A 17,032-nucleotide genomic window follows, 5' to 3' on the forward strand; every position below is an offset into this window, starting at 1 on the left:
CGATCAGCCTTTCGTCGCTTCGTGGGCCGCGCCGGCCCACCACGGCCGCGCCGCCAGCCCCCAGGCCGCGAACTCCTCGGCGACGAGGCGGTGCAGGGACGCGGAGTCGCCGAAGTGGTCGGGCATACCGGTGACGGTCACCGTCATGCGCGGGCCGGCCCGGAACAGACACAGGGACGCCCGCAGCCGGGCCTTGTCCGGACGCAGGCCGGGCACGTTCATGGTGCGCAGGGCGACGGCGTCGGCCCGGTGGCCGGCGAATCCGAGCACGGCGTCGGAGGCGTCGCCGAAGTTGGAGGCCACCACGTCGGTCTGCTGCGCGCCGGGGCTCTTCAGGGCGGCGGCGTGCCGTGCGGGCAGCAGATGCCACAGGGGTTCGGGTACGAGGGTGGCGCTGTGCGCGCCGGAGCCCTGGAGCAGGGTTTTCGTCGCCCGCCGGGTGTCGTGCAGCGCGTCGTGGCGTACCGGGCCGCCGGGCAGCCGCAGGGGGACGACGACCAGGGCGTTGGCGCGCTCGTCGGCGCCGTGGCGCAGGTTCATCGGGATACCGACGCGGACGTCGTCGTGCGCGGCGCGCGGCACCCTGGCCCGGACGAGGTTGGCGGCGATCTCCAGGAACAGCGTGTTGGCGGTGCCGCCGTGGGCGCGGGCCCGCTCCTGCCATGCGGCGGCGTCGACCTCGAAGATGGCCGTCGTGAAGAACCTGGGGCGGGCCGGGGGACCGGCCGCCGGGGCGGGGCGCGGGCGCAGCGCGGCGCGGACCAGCGCACGCCGCCGGGGGTCGCGGGCCAGGCCCAGGGACCAGCGTGCCGTGCGGGCGACGGCTCGGCTCACCTGCGCCAGCGCGTCGGCGGCGTCGCTGTCGGCCAGTCCGCCCGGCCGGTGTGCCGGGGTGGGCGCCGCGAGCGCGTTGAGGATGCCCAGGCCGTCGCTGCGGAAGTGCGGCACGGTCAGTGAGATCAGGCAGCCGTCGTGGTGGGGGGCGGCCGCCAGGCGCCACAGTTCCGTGCCGTCGGCGGGCAGCGGCTGCCGTACCTGGGCGTCGATCCACTCCGGCGCCGTGCTGTCGGTCAGCGGGTGCGGATCGACGTGCAGCGGGTGGGAGTTGGCGGCCCGGACCCAGCTGCGGCGGGCGCCGGGGACACGGGCAGGGGCCGCGCGGCGGCTGAGCAGCCCCTCGTCGAGGCGCAGCCATTCGTCCCGCAGCGCCTGGACGGGGACGGGCACGGGCAGACGCCACAGCACCTGCACGACGCGGCTGGAGCCGAGGGTGGCCGCGGCCTGGTGCAGCATCTCGTCGGTGGAGTTCAGCCGCCAGGCTGTCGCGTCGTTCATCGGGCCAGCACCTCGACGATCCGGTCGGCGGTGTGCCGGCCGACGGCGGGGGCGAGCTTGAAACCGCCGCCGTTCCAGCCGACGGCGGTGACCAGTCCGCGCGGGCGGGGCCAGGCCGTGACCGTCCCCGGGCCGTCGGTGGTGAGGCAGTCGTAGGCGGCGACACCGCCGACCACGGGGGCGTGCGCCAGGGCCGGGCAGCGGTCCTTGAGCACGGCGCGGACGCGTTGCTCCTCGGTCGCGGACACGTCCCGCCGCACGGTGATGGGCACCCCGGTCACGGTGGACGTCACCCCGGCCAGCACGGTCTCGCCGTCGCCCCAGGGCCGCAGCCAGGCACCCGTGGTGTGGTCGACGACGGTGGGCAGGCCGGCCGAGCTCTCGGTACGGAACAGGCAGTAGCCGATCGCCCTGGTCCGCAGCGGCAGCCGTACGCCCACCGACGCGGCCAGGGGCTCGCTGCCCGCGCCGGCGGCGAGCAGGACCGCGTCGGCGTACACGGTTCCCGTGGTGGTGCGCACACCCCGGATGCGGGCGTCGGAGTGCAGCAGCGCCGTGGCGCGGTCGGTGTGCAGCTTCAGGCGGTCGCCCGCGTCGCGTCGTACGGCCCGGGCGACGTCCGCGGCCGGCAGCCAGCCGGCGTGCGGTTCGAGGACGCCGAGCAGGTGGTCGGGGACGGTGAGCGAGGGGAAGCGTCGAGCGATGTCGCCGGGCGTGAGGACCTCGGCCTCGTGTCCGGCGCTGTGCGCGACGTCGAGCGCGGCGGTCGCGCGGCGGAGCCCGCTGCGGTCGATCAGGGTCAGGCTGCCGTCCTCGCGCAGGGCCGGCCAGTCGCCGTGCGGGCCGCGCGCCTGGTAGACGGCACAGCTTTCGGCCGCCCAGGCGGCGTGCGCGGCGGTGGGCTCGAAGGCGCGTACCAGGCCGCCGGAGACACTGGTGGCACCGCCCGTCGCCCCGGTGTCGTCGACGACGATCACGCGGTGGCCCCGGGCGGTGAGCCGTTCGGCGGTGGTCAGGCCCATGATGCCGCCGCCGACGATCACGACGTCCGCCGAGGTGGGCGGCGCGGTCACCGCAGGGTCCGTTCGGCGGTGCGGCGGTCGGCCCGCGCCAGGGATTCGGCGATGTCGGACGCGCGCACCGACAGCATGGCGAGGGCTCCGGCGTCGCCCATGCCGTGGCTGGCCTCGCACAGGCCGTTGAGGTAGATCTTCAGCGGGCGGGGCGCGGGTTCCGGCGCCTTGAGTTCGATCGCGTAGTCGCGGCCCACGAAGGGGACGCCCTCGTCGTCCAGGGGAAGCCGGTGGGCCACGCCTTCCAGGAGCGGGTGGTAGGGCTCGTCGCCCGGCCCGGTGCCGAAGTCCTTGAACCCGGTGGCCAGGACGACGACATCGGCGTCCAGGGTGTCCTCGCGGAGGTGGTTGATGTCGCGCACGGTCAGCCGGTGCGGGCCCGAGGGTGCGGGAGTGTCAATTCCGGTGATCTCCGTGAACGGCAGCAGCCGTAGACGGTCCGAGCCGATGAGCCGGTACTCGCGCTGGATGCCGACGAGCCGGTCGATCACGTCCTGGTCGCAGGCGGCGTAGTTGATGGAGCGCAGCTCGGCGCGCAGGCGTCGCTTCGTCGCGGTGGGCAGCGGGTGGAAGTAGTCGACGAACTCCGGCAGGAAGACCTGGCGGCTGTAGGGGCTGGTGTCCTTCAGACGGAATCCGATGCCCCGGTGGACGGAGGTGACCTGGCGCACGTTGGGGCGGTCCAGCAGGTCCAGCACGATCTCGATGGCGCTCTGGCTGGCGCCCACGACCGCCACCCGGATGTCCTCGCCCGCGAGGGCGTTGATGGAGGACAGATAGCGGGTCGAGTGGAAGACGGTCCTGTCCTGGCGCGGGGAGAAAGGGGGCGGGATACGGGGGGAGCGCCCGGTGCCGACGACGACGGTCTGCCCGAGGTGGCGCCGGCCGTCCTGGGTGCGGACGCAGAACAGCTCGCCGCCGTCCTCGTCGTCGACCAGCGTCAGCGCGGTGGCGGCCTGCCCGTAGTCCACCGAGGCCGCGAACGCTTCGGCCACCCAGGTGAGATAGCCGGCGTACTCGCGGCGCAGCGGGAACTTGGCGTTCAGATGGAGGTAGTCGGTCAGTTGCCCGCGGGACGCGAGGTACTTGACGAAGGTGTGGGGGCTGTCCTGGTTGCGCGGCATGACCAGATCACGAAAGGGGTTGTTCTGGATGTCCGCGCCGGGCAGCAGTTGCTCGTCCTGCCATTGGAAGCGGTCCGACCGCTCGATGAAGTGGGCCTCTCCCAGTCGGCCGAGTTCGTCGAGCATCACGGCCAAGGAGAGATTCGCCGGCCCGAACCCTATTCCCAAGATGGGGTAAACCTGTTCGTTCGTCACTGGTCACGCATCCTCGACTTGTCGCGCGTGCAGGCATACGGGCGGAGTTGCGCCGGTGGTGGAAGGCGGGCGGCGCGGGGCGCCGGGTGACGCCGCAGCGCCCCGCGGCGGGGGTCAGGAGCTCAGCAGGGCCGTCTCCGTGATCGCGTTGGCGTCGTCGACGTGGACCACCCGGGACTTGAAGCCGACCCGCTCCTCCTCGGTCAGCTGGGCGTAGCTGATGATGATGACCTTGTCGCCCGGCTGGACCAGGCGGGCGGCGGCGCCGTTGATGACGACCTGGCCGGCGGGGGGCTCGGGGGAGTCGTCCAGGATGGTGTAGGTCTCGAAGCGGGCGCCGTTGTTGATGTTGACGACGTGCACCAGTTCGTTGACGCCGATCTCGGCCGCTTCGAGCAGCTCCGGCGAGATGGTGATCGACCCGACGTAGTTGAGGTTGCTGTCGGTGACGGTGGCACGGTGGATCTTCGAGTGCATGAAGGTGCGCAGCATGAGGTGACTCCTGGTGATGTGAGGGGTGGTGTGGTGCTCGTCGTGCGGATCAGGCGACAGGCCCGTCGCTCTGCCGGGCAGCGGTGACCAGGCCGGTGAAGGCGCCCGGCGGTCGGTGGTCCAGCTCTGCCGGCAGGGGCGGGTTCCCGGCGGTGGAGGGGGCGCCGAAGGCGTTCGACACCTGCTCGCTCAGGTCCGGGGTGAGGGGCCAGGCCAGGGTGCGCAGCGTCCACAGGAACCGCAGGGCGCCGCACACGTCCGCGGGGTCGTCGGCGTCGAGGTCCGCGCAGCGCAGCGCGAGCACCTCCAGGTGCAGGGCGAGTGCCTCCGCGGCCTTGCGGATGGAGAACGTCTCCAGGGCGTAGGCCTCCTCGAAGCGCCGGCGCGAGGCCCGCAGTGCCGCGTCCCACCAGGCGGAGGGCTCGGTGTCGACGCGCCGGCCGGCGGCGGTGGCGGTGAGTGTCGTGGCGATGGTCGTCAGCGGGTCGTCGAACCGGGCGGCCAGGGTGGCGGCGGCCACCGGCTCGCTGAACTCGGACTGCTGAAGTTCGGGGCTGGTCAGGGACAGCACGAACCGGGCGCGGTCGCGGCCGAAGCTCTCCAGGAACTCTCCCGCCCAGCGCACATCGCCCTTGCTGGTGGAGAACTTGCGCCCTTCGAGCAGGTAGTACTGGTTGGTCAGGGTGCGGGTCCTGGGCAGTTCGACCGGCAGGCCGTGGCGGACCGCGAGCAGCGACAGCGCCACGTAGACGAAGGCGTTGTAGAAGCCGTTGTCGATGCCGATGAACTGGACCAGCTCGTCGCACCCGGCCGCGCGGCCCTCGCGAGCCCGCCGCAGCCAGTACACGTGACCCACGTAGATCTCCGGCCAGGCGTTGATGGCCTGCGGCAGGCCGCCGGGTCCGTCCCAGTCCACCGTGATGCCCCAGGTGCTGGGGTAGGTGATCGGAATGTACGGCAGGGGGCCGGCCAGGGTCTGGGTGACCACGCGCTGCAGGTCGGGGCGCAGGGGCACGTCCTGGGACCGGTACCAGTGGGTCAGCATCGACCGGTGGCGCTCCAGGTCCAGCACCCAGATCGAGGCCGGCCGGCGCGGCAGGGCCGAGGCCGAGTCGGCCACGGGCAGCAGGGCACCGGGGAGGTTGTACAGGCCGCAGGCCTCGCAGACCCCGGCCCGGGCGTGTGCCAGGCAGGTGGGACAGCGTCCGGTGACGAACGCCTCGGCCCGGTAGGCGTCCGAGTCGGCGTCGTACGGCAGTTCCACCTCGCGGCGGTCGAAGGCGCCGTGCCGCCACAGGTGCGTGAAGAAGTGCTCGACGAAGGCCGTGTAGTCGGCGTCCGGACGCTCGAAGAGGTCGACGTCGACGGCGCCCAGCTCCAGCGTCTTGGTGACGCTGTCGAAGGCGTGCCGGATGAGCGACTCGGGGTCGGTGCCGAGGCGTTCGGCGGTGGTGACGACGTACGTCTGGTTGTCGTCGGTGCTGGTCCCGAAGGCCACGTCGTGTCCGTGGATCTTCTGGGACCGGGCGCAGACGTCGGCGGCGAGCACCGGGCCCGAGAGGTGGCCGAGGTGGAGGTCGCCGTTGGGGGTCGGTGGGGAGAACGTGACGTTGATGCGTCGCCGGCCGGGCTCGGCGCCGTGCGGGGCGTCGGTCATGGAGTGGGCTCCCCCTGGTCTGCGGGCTGCAGCCAGTAGATGCTGACGAAGGTCAGCGGCCGGCTGGTGCTGGTGTTGGTGACGATGTGCCGGGTGCCGTGCGGGATGTAGATGACGTCGCCCGGGACGACCTCCCGCTCCTCGTCGCCGACCCGTGCCCGCCCCTGGCCGCTGACGAAGATGAACGTTTCGTCGGTATCGTGGCCGTGCGGGGTGCTGGACTCCTCGGGACGGATGGAGCACAGGGTGCTGTTCCACGGAGGGGTGACGACGCCGTCCCAGGGATACAGCTGGCGGATGTCACAGCCGTTCTTGCGGATCAGTTCGTCGCCGGCCTCGGTCTTGACGTGCATACGGTTCCTCTCTGTTCTGTCGGCGTGTGTCGGGGCGGCAGGTCAGCCCAGGGCGAAGAGGCGCTCGATGACCCGCGGTTCGAAGGACTCGGCGGGTACGTGGAAGGGGCCCTTGAAGGTGGCGAGCCGGGACCCGGCCAACACCGGGTCGGTGGGCCACACTTCGGCGTACGCCTTGCGGCGGGCGACGCCCTCGGGGGTGAAGGTCATGTTCATCGTGGTGCGCACCGAGCCGGAGATCCGCAGGCGGTGCATCCGGATCCGCCTCTCGCGGGCGTACGGCTCGAAGACGCCCGGCTCCCACGCGTCGCCGGAGCGCAGGCAGTCGCGCACCATCCGGGCGTCCCGCAGCGCGACGGACAGGCCCTGCCCGATGACCGGGTCGCTCCATCCGGCCGCGTCCCCGACCAGTACCGCGCCGGGGGCGAAGGGCGTGTCCGCCCAGGCGTCGTTCATCGGGTAGAAGGCGCAGACGGCCGCCGGGGTCGCCGCGGTGAACATCTCGCTGCCCGGAATGCAGTCGAGCCGGAAGGCCCGCAGGAACTCGGCATGGCGGTTCGGCCCGGTGAAGCGGCCCTTCTGCGCGACGTCGTGCAGCAGGTACAGGCGCGCCCGGCCGCCCTCGCGGGGGAAGACGAAGTACAGCAGGTCACCTTCGGTACCGACCGAGGTGACGTTGACGGGCCAGGCGTGCAGGTCCTCCACCAGCATGCCGCCGCCCAGGGAGTTGGGCGGAGTCTGGGTCAGTCCGATGCCCAACTGGCGGCGCACGGTGGACATCCGCCCGTCGGCGCCGACCACCAGGCGGCAGGGGACCTCGTATTCGACGTCGTTGTGCTCGTAGCGCACGCTCGGAGCCTCGCCGCCCGTCACCAGGACGTCGCCCACACCTCGTACGACGGTGACGCCGGCCTCCTCGGCAGCGCCGGACAGTGCCTCGCAGGCCTCGGGATGCCCGACATCGAGTACGCCACGAATTCCGGGCAGCATTTCATCCAGCGGTAAGGCCCTGGCCCTCGCGGTGTCCGGATCGACTATCTCGTCGAATCCGATGAAGCGGTCCACATATGTTCCACCGGCCTTCAGGATGCATTCTTCCAAGCCCAGTTCAAGGAGTTCCGCAACTCCCCAGCAGTTGATCACTTCACCCCGGACCTTGTCCCGGTAAATGGTCTGCCGCTCAAGGAGCAGGACGTCGTGTCCGTCCCCCGCCAGGGCCGCGGCCAGCGCGGATCCGGCGATCCCGCCGCCGACGACGACCGCGTCGATGTGTTCAGCTTTCGCCATGGAATCCTCCCGGAGACCTTGGTTCGGGCATGCCGAATGGGCTGACGGAAGCTTCAGCCAGGGCTGCCGTGCAGTGGGCGGCCGAATTGAATCCTCGTCACCCGGGCGCACGGGTGCGAGGGGGGTACGTGACATTCGTCGTCCACATTGGGTCATTCCGTGAATGGCCCCGGAGGGTGGCCCTGTTCGGGCCGTTGCTCACCCGCCGCGTGCCGCGCGGATTCCGCGCAGGGCGACTTTCCACAGCTGCTGGAGCCGTTCCACGGCGTCCGGTTTCCGTCCGGCCTCATGGGCGGCGCGGGTGCGCAGTTCGGTTCCGACGAGGAGATACGCGGCCAGGGCGGCCACGGCGGCCGGGGGAGTGTCGGCGTGCAGCTGGCCCGCCCGCTGGGCCCGGTCGGCGAGTTCACTGACCGTCGGCAGCCAGGCGGACCACCACGCCGGGGCGATGCCGGGGCGCTCGCGGGTGAGCCGGGCGGCCGACCGCGTGACCGTGTCCTCCTCCAGGAGCCGGGCGAGGTGCGTGGTCAGGTCGACGACCAGACTGAGCGCGGGAGTCGACGACGCCTCGGCCCTGACCCGGTCGACGACGGCACGTGCGGCCGCGCAGCCGTGGTCCTGGACGGCGTCGGCGAGTTCACTCTTGGTGCCGAAGTGGAAGGCCAGGGCGCCGGTCGTGATGCCCGCCGCGCGGCACACCTGCACGATCGAGGCGCCGGCGTAGCCGTGCCGGTCGAACTCGAAGGCTGCCGCCCGCACCAGGGCCTGACGTGTTCGCGCTGCTCTTGCCTGCATGGGGGCTCCGGGGGCGATGGCCGGCCGCCGGGAACGGCCAGGTGAACTTCCGCGGGAAAACGCTTGCAGTCACGGCAACGTGGGGCTCCGCGGGGGCAGGGCGGAGCCCGGTCGGGTGATCTTGCAGGCGGGACGCACAGCATTGCCCTCGCTTGATGTTCGTATCAAGTCCGTCTTCCGGACAGGTCCGCGGGTACGGCCTGTTCCTTCTCTTCACCGATGCCCTGGCCTCACGTCGAGTTCACTCCGCCCGGCCGGGGTTGTCCGAATCTCACGTCCTCGAAAACATAGTTGAGTCAATTATTCTGATGCCATTGGAGAGGTGCCCGCAACGGAAAGGATCTTCATGTCCTCGCGCCGTACGACGTCCAGCGCGCCACCCGTCCCCACCGATCAGCTCTCCGACTTCGCGGACTCGGTGTTCGCTCACCTCAACCGTGTCGACCAACGCCGCTGGGGCCACGCCTATCTGCTCGGGCTGCTGACCACGCCCGGCAAGAAGACCGTACGGCGCCTTGCGGCCGCGGTGACCGACTCGCCGACGGCGTCGCAGTCCCTGCAGCAGTTCGTCAACTCCAGCCCCTGGGAGTGGGAACCGGCCCGGCACGAACTGGCCCGGTGGGTCGACGAGCGGCTGCGCCCACGTGCCTGGACCATCGCCACGACGGTCATGCCCAAGCGCGGGGACCATTCCTGCGGTGTGCACCGGCGCTTCATACCCCGCCTCGGCCAGACGGTGAACTGCCAGGTCGGCGTAGGGCTTTTCCTGTCCGACGGCGAGTGCGCCGTGCCCGTGGACTGGCGGCTGCATCTGCCCGAACACTGGACGCTGCCCCGGCTGCGCAGCCGGGCGCGCATCCCCGGCGACGCCCGCCCGACGCCGATGTGCGCCGACGTCTTCGACATGGTGGACAGCCTGCGGCGCGGCACCGGCGTGGCACCCCTCCCGCTCGTGGCCGACATGCGGGACGGCGAGGCCGCCGACCTGGTGCGGCTGCTCACCCGGCAGCGGCACGACTTCGTGGTCGCCGTCCCCGCCAACTTCCCCGTCCTGCCGGCCGACGCACCCGGTCCCGACCGGCCGGCCCTCACCCTGCTCGCCCAGTTCGCCATGGACGACACGCCCGCCGCCGGCGGCGACACAGGCGTGCTCAGCAGCCTGGTCCGGCTGCCGGGTTCGGGCGCGCCCGGCCTGCACGGGCGACGGGTCCTTCGGCTGTTCACCGACTGGCGCGCGGGCCGGCGGCGGCCCGCCGTCGTCTGGATCACCAACATGGTGAGACGCCGGACGACGGAACTCCTCTCGCTGGTCGAGCACCACGCCGGGACCGCCGACACCGTGGGCGAGTTGGAGCGGGATTTCGGACTGCTCGACTTCGAGGGCCGCTCGTATCCGGGCTGGCACCACTACATGACCCTGGTCTCCGCGGCCCACGCGTTCCGGGCGCTGGAGGGCTCCCGCCCCGCGTCGGCCGCCGAGATCCCCGTGTGCGCCTGAGCGCACCCCCTCAGATCGCGCTGTACCCACCGTCGACGGGAACTGCGGCTCCGGTGACGAACGACGAGAGATCACTGCACAGCCAGGCCGCGGCACGCGCCACCTCCTCCGGCTCGCCGAACCGCCGCTGCACGGCCCGCGGGTCGGGTGTGTCGGCGGAGAGTCCGAGGATCTCCAGGTTCTCCTCCAGCAGCGGCGTTCTGATGCTGCCCGCGACGAGCGCGTTGACGCGGATGCGCCGCTCGCCGTAGTCGGCGGCCGCGGCCTTGGTCAAGCCCAGGACGGCGTGCTTCGCCGCGACGTAGGGGGCCACCGCGCCGGTGGCGAACTGCCCCGCGATACTGGAGGTGTTCACGATGGAACCGCCGCTCTCCTGCTCCAGCATGACGGGTATCTGATGGCGCAGACAGTTCCAGACGCCCAGCACGTTCACCGCCATGATCCGGTGGTACAGCTCGTCGGGGGTCTCGTGAAGGGCGAGCCCCGCCGTTCCCCAGCCGGCGTTGTTGAAGGCGGCGTCCAGCCGGCCGAAGTGACGTACGGCTTCCGCGACGGTGTGCCGGACGGCCTCGGACGACGTCACGTCCCCCGGCACGGCGAGGGCGCTCGCTCCGCCGACGACGAGTTCCGCCGTGAGGTTCCTGAGCCGTTCCGCCCGGCGCGCCATCAGCACCACGTGCGCGCCTTCGGCGGTGAACAGTCTGGCGGCGGCTTCCCCGATCCCGCTGGACGCCCCGGTGATCATGATTGTCTTGCCGGCGAGCATGGATCCCCCGTCGATTTTCAGGTCTTGCACGGCGAATGTCGGTGGTGCCGGGCAGACCGCGCGGTCACTCCTTTCGGATCCGGCCGCGGTCCTGGTTCAGTTCGATACGGCGGAGCGTGGTCGGCGTGGCGATGGCGGGCAGCAGGCAGTGCCACATGTCGACGACTCGTTCGGGCAGGTCCTCGCGGCCCGTTTCCAGGTACGCGTGCATCTGGGCCCCGGTGCAGGCGTTGACGATCAGCCGCGCGATGGCGTCCACGTCCGTGGCCGCCCGCAGCTCCCGTTTGCGCTTGGCGGCGGCCAGTTCGTCCGTCAGTATGCGGGTCCACTGCTGGTGGGAGTTCTCCGCCGACTCCATGAAGAACTCCTGCTCCATCACCAGCCGGGCGCCCGCCGCCAGGTAGACGTCCTCCAGGACCTGGTACGCCCAGCTCAGCGTGATGTCCACCACGCGTTGCAGGCCGGTCGAGTCGATCGGCGGGGCCACCTGGTCAGGCTGCTGCTGGACGATCGCCCGGGCGAGCTCCCCCTTGTTCCTGAAGTGGAAGTACATCGCGCCCAGCGTCACCCCCGCCCGGTCGGTGATCTCCGTCAGGGTGGTGCGGGAGAAGCCCTGCTCGGAGAACACCTCGGCCGCGGCGCGCAGGAGTTCGGCCCGAGTGCGCAGGGCACGCTCCTGAACTGCCGTCGTTCTGCCGCCTCTTGCACCTGCCATGCGGTCCCTCGGTTCTTGCTCGACAGAAAACATAATCGTACCTACGTTTATGTTGAAGTGTTTCCAGGAGGAGACGCGACGCGAACGATGATGTTCCGGGAAGGATGTCATGGCCGTCGACTCTGGGGCCCCGTTACCCGGCCTGGGTCAGTACGTGGGCAAGACCGACCCCGACGAAGTGCTCGTCACCAGGTGGTCGCCGCATCACGACGGGGCGCACCTGGTCATCGCGCGCTGGCCCCGCGTGCACCGCTTCTACACCCCCACGCCCGCCGCGCACGGACCCCACCTGTTCACCGAAAGCGTCCGCCAGGCGCTGGCGCTGCTGGCCCGCGCCGCCTTCGGCGTCCCGATGTCCCACCGGCTGAGCTGGGAGACCTATGTCTCCACCGTGTCGCCGCACACCCTGCGCACCCGCCCGGACGCCACGACCGTGGAACTCGTCGTCGTCCATGACACCCCCGTCCGGCGAAGGCTGGGCACGGTGCACCTGAGCGCCTCGATCACCGCCGTGCGCGGGGAGGTCCGGCTGGGCACCGCCCGGGTGCGCTACACCGCTTTCCCCCCGAAGCTCTACGACCGCCTGCGCGGCCGGTACGCCGACGCCAAGGAGGCCTGCGCCCGGGCCTTGCCCGCTCCACCTCCCCTGCCGTGCGCGCTCGTCGGGCGCTCGCGGCCCGGCGATGTCGTCCTCGCCGCCGCGGACGCGCCACGAACCTGGCTGGTGAGGGCCGACACCAGCCATCCCGTGCTCTTCGACCACCCGCACGACCACGTACCCGGCATGCTGCTGCTGGAGGCGTGCACACAGGCCGCCGTGGCCGACGCGCATCCGTGGCGATCGACCCCGGTCGGCTTCGAGACCACCTTCTCCCGCTACGTCGAACTCGACCAACCCTGCCGGATCACGGCCGAGGACCTGGCTCCGGCCAGGCCGGGCCAACGCCGTGTCCGCCTCACCGGCAGGCAGGCCGGACAGGAGTCCTTCTCCGCCGTCGTCACCGGACAGGTCACCGACCCCGTCGCCGCATCGCGCTTCGCGCCCGCCTGGGCCTGATGCGTCGCGTCACCCACGAGAGTGGTCGTCCCGCGCACACCCCTCAGTCCGCGCATGTCCGTGCGTTGCCCTGACGATGATGCGGGCGTGACTGCTCCGATCCCTCGCTCCCTGCCCCGGTCCAGCAGCCTCGCGGTGGCCGGACTGGGCGCTCTGGCACTGCTGACGTCGTCCGCACTGCTCACCCCCGGACCTGCCCGAGCGGCGTCTCCACCACGGCCGGTGACCGCGGGGGAGAGGGGTACGGCCGCCTACCTGGACGCCGTCCGACACGAACCCCGCCTGCTCAGTGACTTCTTCCGCCACCTGCCCAAGGGGGCGGACCTGCACAACCACCTCTCCGGCGCGGTCGCGACGGAGTACCTGATCGAGCTGGCCGCGGACGACGGGTTGTGCGTCGAGACCGCGACGCTGACCGCCGTCGCCCCGCCCTGCGGGGCCGGGACGCGGCCCGCCGCCGACGCCCGTACCGACCGCGCCTTCCACGACACGATCCTGCGCGCCTGGTCCATGCAGGACTTCCCGCCGGACCAGAACGGCCACGACCACTTCTTCGCCACCTTCGGCAAGTTCGCGGCGGTGAGCGAGCGGCACCGCGGCAAGCTGCTCGCCGAGGTCGGCGACGACGTGGCCACCCAGAACCAGTTCTATCTGGAGACCATGGTCACCCCGGCCTCGGCCGGCGCGGAGAGGCTCGCCGCCGAGGTCGGCTGGGACAGCGACCTCGCGAAGCTGCACGGCAAGCTGACGGCCGGGGGAAAGCTGGACAGGCTGGTGGCCGAGGCCCGCGAGGAGGCGGACGACGCCGACGCCGAGTTCCGCACGGCCGCCCGCTGCGACACCGCTCACCCGCGCCCCGCGTGCGAGCTGCCCGTCCGCTTCATCTCCCACGTCTCGCGCGGCAGTTCACCGGAGCGGGTCTTCACACAGATCGCCCTCGGCATGCGCCTGGCCGAAAGCGACCCCCGGTTCCTCGCGGTCAACCTCGTCCAGCCCGAGGACGGCGAGATCGCCCTGCGCGACTACCGCCTGCACCTGCGCATGCTGAACCACCTGCGCGGCGTCTACCCCCGCGCGCACCTCACCCTGCACGCGGGTGAACTGTGGCCCGGTCTGGTCAAGCCCGAGCACCTGAAGTTCCACGTCGATCAGGCCGTCGACGTCGCCGGTGCCGAGCGCATCGGCCACGGTGTCGACCTGGTCCACGAGGACGACTGGCAGCGCACCGCCCGCACCATGGCCGACCGTGAGATCGCCGTCGAGGTGCCCTTCACCAGCAACGCCCAGATCCTCGGCGTACGCGGCGACGACCACCCCTTCACCACCTACCGCCGCTACGGCGTACCGGTCGTGCTGTCCACCGACGACCCCGGTGTCAGCCGCACCGACATCAGCCGCGAGTACCAGTACGCCGCCGAGACCTACGACCTGTCGTACCCGGACCTGAAGGACCTGGCCCGGGCCTCCCTGGAGTACGCCTTCCTGCCGGGCGGCAGCCTGTGGCACGGCAACCCGACCCGGCACGGCTACCACCTCGCGGCCGCCTGCCGGGGCGAACGGCCCGGCCTCGCCGCTCCCCGTCCGCAGTGCCGCCGTCTGCTGGACGCCAGTCCCAGGGCCGCGGTCCAGTGGCGGCAGGAGGTCGCCTTCCACACCTTCGAGCGGGCCTTCGGCAGCACGATGAGGAACGAAGTGTGAGCCGCCCTCTCACCGTCCCCGCCGTGCGAGCGCCCGGCGCAGCGCCACGCGTACCTCCTCCGGCGGGGGCGGGCCGTCGGTCTCCGCGCCGGAGGTGATGGCCGCGGCCACCGTGTGGAGCTTGGTGTTGGAGAGCTGGGAGGCCTCCCGGAGGATGTGCCAGGCCTCGTCGGAGGTGCAGGCGTGGGTGGCCATCAGGATGCCGCGGGCCTGGTCGATCACGGGACGGGAGGCGATGGCCCGGCGCAGGTGCTCGATCTCCTCGCACAGCTCGTGGAACTGTTCGGCCCGTTCCAGGGCCGAGGGGAGCGGGGCGGAGGGGGTCGGGTCTCCGGGGCGCAGGGGTTCGGTGGTGTCCAAGCCGATCAGCTCCAGGATGCGGCGCGGGCAGTTCGGGCAAGAGGGTGGTGCCGCCGAGGGTCACGTTGTCCGATGTCATGGTGGAGCCCCCCGTCGCCCCGATGCTGACCGTGCGCCTTCCCGACGTGCGGCGCCCTACACCCCGCCGACCGACCCGGCTCGGGATTGACCGGATCCCTTCGGGGTACGAGCGCTCTGTCCAGGAGTGTGGGGAGACAGCTGTGTCCGTCCAGTACCGGGTTCCGTCCGGGTCCGGAGGCACTGCGGCGCGATTGACCGTCGCGCCGCTGGCCGAGCGGTTCGGCGTACGGGCGGTCGGAGAGGTGGGGCTGACCACACGCGGGATCTGGGAACGCGCACTGGAGGAGGTCGTGCGGGACGGCACGGACGTGTGTCATCTGGAGCTTTCCGCCGTGACGTTCGTGGACGTCGCGGGCGCCGGAGTGCTGGTGGACGCCGCGCGACGGCTGCCCGTCGGCCGACGGCTCGTGTTGCACCGGCCGCCGCCCGCGCTGCGCCGGACACTGGAGTTGTTCTGGCCGGATCTGTCGGCGATCGAGGTGTCGATGTCATGACTGCGTCCTTCGTGCACCCGGCGCTGTTCTACGCCGACGAGCAGGAGTACCTCGACGGCACCCTCCCCTTCGTGCGGGACGGCCTCGCCGCCGGGGAGCCGGTGGCGGTGGCCGTGCCCGGCAAGAACCTGGCGCTGATCCGGGACGGGCTCGGCGACATCGCCGACGCGGTGCGGCTGCTGGACATGCGCGAGGCCGGACGCAACCCCGGCCGGATCATCCCCGGAGTGCTACGCGCGTTCGCCGACGCCCAGCCGGCCGGCCGCCGGGTGCGCATCATCGGCGAGCCGATCTGGGCCGGCCGCAGCCCCACCGAGTACCCGGCCTGCGCCCAGCACGAGGCCCTGATCAACGCGGCGTTCGCGGGCCGCCGGGTGACGATCCTGTGCCCGTACGACGTCCGGGCCCTGGACGAGGAGGTGCTCACCGACGCCCGCGCCACCCACCCCACGGTCATCTCCTCGGGCCGGGAGCAGGACAGTTCCGGGTACGACTGGGAAGGCGTCGTCAGCCGCTACAACCAGCCCCTGCCCGCCGTACCGGACGCGCTGTCCTTCGCCTTCGTCGCGGCCACGCTGCCGACGGCCCGGCACACCGCCACCCGGGAGGCGGCCCGGTTCGGGCTGGCCGGTACGCGGCTGGAGGACCTGGCGCTGGTCACCGCCGAGCTGACCACCAACAGCGTGGTGCACGGCGGCGGTTCGGGCGTGCTGCGGGTGTGGACCGAGGACGGGTACGTGGTGTGCGAGGTGCGCGACCCGGGCCGGCTGACGGACCCGCTGGCGGGCCGCCGCCCGGCCGCCCGGGACCAGCGCGGGGGCCGGGGGCTGCTGCTGGTGAACCTGGTGGCCGATCTCGTACGGGTGCACACGGGCGAGGACGGGACGACGGTCCGCTGCTGGTTCGCCCGCTGAGCCGCCCCGGCCACCGGGCGCCCACGGGGCGGCTGCCGGGGCCGGCCGGTGCTCTCAGGGGGTCAGCCGGTCCAGTTCCAGCGGTGCGACCCGGCCCTCCAGCATGGTGCCGAGGCCCTGCACGGCGCACACGTCGGGCCGCTCGGCGATGTGCACCGGCATGCCGGTGGCCTGGCGCAGCATCTGGTCGAACCCGGGGAGCAGGGCGCTGCCGCCGACCATCATGATCCCCCGGTCGGCGAGGTCGGCCACCAGGTCCGGCGGGCAGTCCCGCAGCACCTTGCCGATACCGTCCAGCACGGCGGTCAGCGGCGTCTGGATGGCGTCCCGCACGGCGGCGGTGTCGACCCGCACGCTGCGGGCGAGGCCGGTGGCGACATCCCGCCCGTGGATCTCCGTGGAGGCCGGTCCGTGCGGGGTGAGGCCGTTGCCGGACAGGGCGATCTGCAGCGGCCGTACCGACTGGCTCGGCAGCATCAGCTCGTGCTCGTGCCGCAGATGCTGCACGATCGCGTGGTCCACGGCCTCACCGCCCACCGGGATCCGCTCGGCGGTCACGATCGAGCCGAGGGAGAGCACCGCGACCTGCGTGGCGGCAGCCCCGCACACCAGGACCATGGTCGCCTCGGGCTGCTCCACCGGCAGCCCGCAGCCCACGGCGGCGGCGATGAGCGTGTCGACCAGCTCGACCCGCCGGGCACCGAGGCCGACGAGGGTCTCGATGGTCGCGCGCTGGGCGAGGGGGTCGGCGTCGTGCGGCGTACAGGCGGCGGCGCGCAGCCGCCCCTTGCGCCGCAACGTACGACGCATCTTGTCGCCGAGCAGATGGCGCAGCATCCGCTGGGCCATCTCGATGTCGACCACCGTGCCGCCGGAGACCGGCCGGACCACCCGGATGTAGTGCGGAGTGCGTCCCGTCATCTTCTCGGCGAGCTCCCCGACCGCGATCAGCGCCCCGGTACGGGTGTTCACGGCGGCCGCCGACGGCTGATCCACGACGAGCCCCGCGCCCTTGACGTACACCCGCGTCCGCGCCGCCCCCAGGTCGACGGCGAAATGGCAGCGCCGCAGCTGCTCCAGACTGGCGGTCATGGCGGATCCTCCCGAGCACATGGACCGAGGTGCCGCCGGGCGGCGG

The 17,032-nt window shown here is 72.0% G+C and carries 16 protein-coding genes and 1 pseudogene; 5 read left to right on the forward strand and 12 right to left on the reverse strand.

Going from position 1 to position 17,032, the window contains the following annotated elements; translation table 11 throughout:
• Positions 1-3 precede the first annotated feature (3 nt).
• From I2W78_RS27365 to I2W78_RS27400, 8 genes are all read right to left on the reverse strand, one after another.
• Positions 4-1,335 (reverse strand): hypothetical protein, encoded by a 1,332-nt coding sequence (locus I2W78_RS27365; protein ID WP_196462907.1) that lies wholly within the window; start codon positions 1,333-1,335, stop codon positions 4-6.
• A complete protein-coding gene (locus I2W78_RS27370; RefSeq protein ID WP_196462908.1) occupies positions 1,332-2,408 on the reverse strand; it encodes an NAD(P)/FAD-dependent oxidoreductase in 1,077 nt (358 codons plus the stop codon). Before I2W78_RS27370 ends, I2W78_RS27365 begins: the two co-directional genes overlap by 4 nt.
• Positions 2,405-3,727, reverse strand: a complete 1,323-nt coding sequence (locus I2W78_RS27375) for a SidA/IucD/PvdA family monooxygenase (protein ID WP_196462909.1) — start codon at positions 3,725-3,727, stop codon at positions 2,405-2,407. The genes I2W78_RS27370 and I2W78_RS27375 overlap by 4 nt, the downstream gene beginning before the upstream one ends.
• A gap of 114 nt (positions 3,728-3,841) precedes the next feature.
• Positions 3,842-4,219, reverse strand: coding sequence for an aspartate 1-decarboxylase (gene panD / locus I2W78_RS27380; RefSeq protein WP_196462910.1), 378 nt, complete (start codon positions 4,217-4,219; stop codon positions 3,842-3,844).
• 49 nt (positions 4,220-4,268) lie between these two features.
• Positions 4,269-5,876: a class I tRNA ligase family protein gene (locus I2W78_RS27385; protein ID WP_196462911.1), complete on the reverse strand. Its 1,608-nt coding sequence runs from the start codon at positions 5,874-5,876 to the stop codon at positions 4,269-4,271.
• Entirely contained in the window at positions 5,873-6,229 is a 357-nt protein-coding gene (locus tag I2W78_RS27390) for a cupin domain-containing protein (RefSeq protein WP_196462912.1), read from the reverse strand. Before I2W78_RS27390 ends, I2W78_RS27385 begins: the two co-directional genes overlap by 4 nt.
• Before the next feature lie 42 nt (positions 6,230-6,271).
• Positions 6,272-7,516, reverse strand: a complete 1,245-nt coding sequence (locus I2W78_RS27395) for an FAD-dependent oxidoreductase (protein WP_196462913.1) — start codon at positions 7,514-7,516, stop codon at positions 6,272-6,274.
• A gap of 198 nt (positions 7,517-7,714) precedes the next feature.
• Complete coding sequence (locus I2W78_RS27400; protein ID WP_196462914.1) at positions 7,715-8,311, reverse strand: TetR/AcrR family transcriptional regulator; 597 nt, start codon at positions 8,309-8,311, stop codon at positions 7,715-7,717.
• A 346-nt stretch (positions 8,312-8,657) separates the two neighbouring features.
• Here I2W78_RS27400 and I2W78_RS27405 point away from each other — a divergent pair, with 346 nt between their 5' ends.
• Entirely contained in the window at positions 8,658-9,809 is a 1,152-nt protein-coding gene (locus tag I2W78_RS27405) for an IS701 family transposase (RefSeq protein ID WP_196464744.1), read from the forward strand.
• Positions 9,810-9,819: 10 nt separating this feature from the next.
• On the opposite strand, the gene I2W78_RS27410 is transcribed toward I2W78_RS27405, so the two are convergent.
• Positions 9,820-10,575 (reverse strand): SDR family NAD(P)-dependent oxidoreductase, encoded by a 756-nt coding sequence (locus tag I2W78_RS27410; RefSeq protein ID WP_196464743.1) that lies wholly within the window; start codon positions 10,573-10,575, stop codon positions 9,820-9,822.
• Positions 10,576-10,639: 64 nt separating this feature from the next.
• Complete coding sequence (locus tag I2W78_RS27415) at positions 10,640-11,290, reverse strand: ScbR family autoregulator-binding transcription factor (protein ID WP_196462915.1); 651 nt, start codon at positions 11,288-11,290, stop codon at positions 10,640-10,642.
• Between the two features lie 109 nt (positions 11,291-11,399).
• Here I2W78_RS27415 and I2W78_RS27420 point away from each other — a divergent pair, with 109 nt between their 5' ends.
• Both I2W78_RS27420 and I2W78_RS27425 read left to right on the forward strand, forming a co-directional pair.
• Positions 11,400-12,347 carry a ScbA/BarX family gamma-butyrolactone biosynthesis protein gene (locus I2W78_RS27420; RefSeq protein WP_196462916.1) on the forward strand — a complete coding sequence of 316 codons (948 nt, stop codon included), beginning with the start codon at positions 11,400-11,402 and terminating at the stop codon, positions 12,345-12,347.
• A 54-nt stretch (positions 12,348-12,401) separates the two neighbouring features.
• On the forward strand, positions 12,402-14,045 hold the full coding sequence (locus tag I2W78_RS27425) for an adenosine deaminase family protein (RefSeq protein ID WP_196462917.1): 1,644 nt from the start codon (positions 12,402-12,404) through the stop codon (positions 14,043-14,045).
• Between the two features lie 9 nt (positions 14,046-14,054).
• On the opposite strand, the pseudogene I2W78_RS27430 reads toward I2W78_RS27425, so the two are convergent.
• Positions 14,055-14,432 (reverse strand): annotated as a pseudogene (locus I2W78_RS27430) (ANTAR domain-containing response regulator); the annotation flags it as partial.
• A 245-nt stretch (positions 14,433-14,677) separates the two neighbouring features.
• Between I2W78_RS27430 and I2W78_RS40760 the strand changes: the two are divergent.
• Both I2W78_RS40760 and I2W78_RS27440 read left to right on the forward strand, forming a co-directional pair.
• Positions 14,678-14,980, forward strand: a complete 303-nt coding sequence (locus I2W78_RS40760; RefSeq protein ID WP_230885608.1) for an STAS domain-containing protein — start codon at positions 14,678-14,680, stop codon at positions 14,978-14,980.
• A complete protein-coding gene (locus tag I2W78_RS27440; RefSeq protein WP_196462918.1) occupies positions 14,977-15,894 on the forward strand; it encodes a sensor histidine kinase in 918 nt (305 codons plus the stop codon). The genes I2W78_RS40760 and I2W78_RS27440 overlap by 4 nt, the downstream gene beginning before the upstream one ends.
• Before the next feature lie 54 nt (positions 15,895-15,948).
• Here the strand turns inward: I2W78_RS27440 and I2W78_RS27445 are convergent, their stop codons facing one another.
• Positions 15,949-16,986 (reverse strand): rod shape-determining protein, encoded by a 1,038-nt coding sequence (locus I2W78_RS27445; protein WP_196462919.1) that lies wholly within the window; start codon positions 16,984-16,986, stop codon positions 15,949-15,951.
• Positions 16,987-17,032: the final 46 nt, after the last annotated feature.

Origin of the sequence: Streptomyces spinoverrucosus, from assembly GCF_015712165.1 — a bacterium.
GTDB lineage: Bacteria > Actinomycetota > Actinomycetes > Streptomycetales > Streptomycetaceae > Streptomyces > Streptomyces spinoverrucosus_A.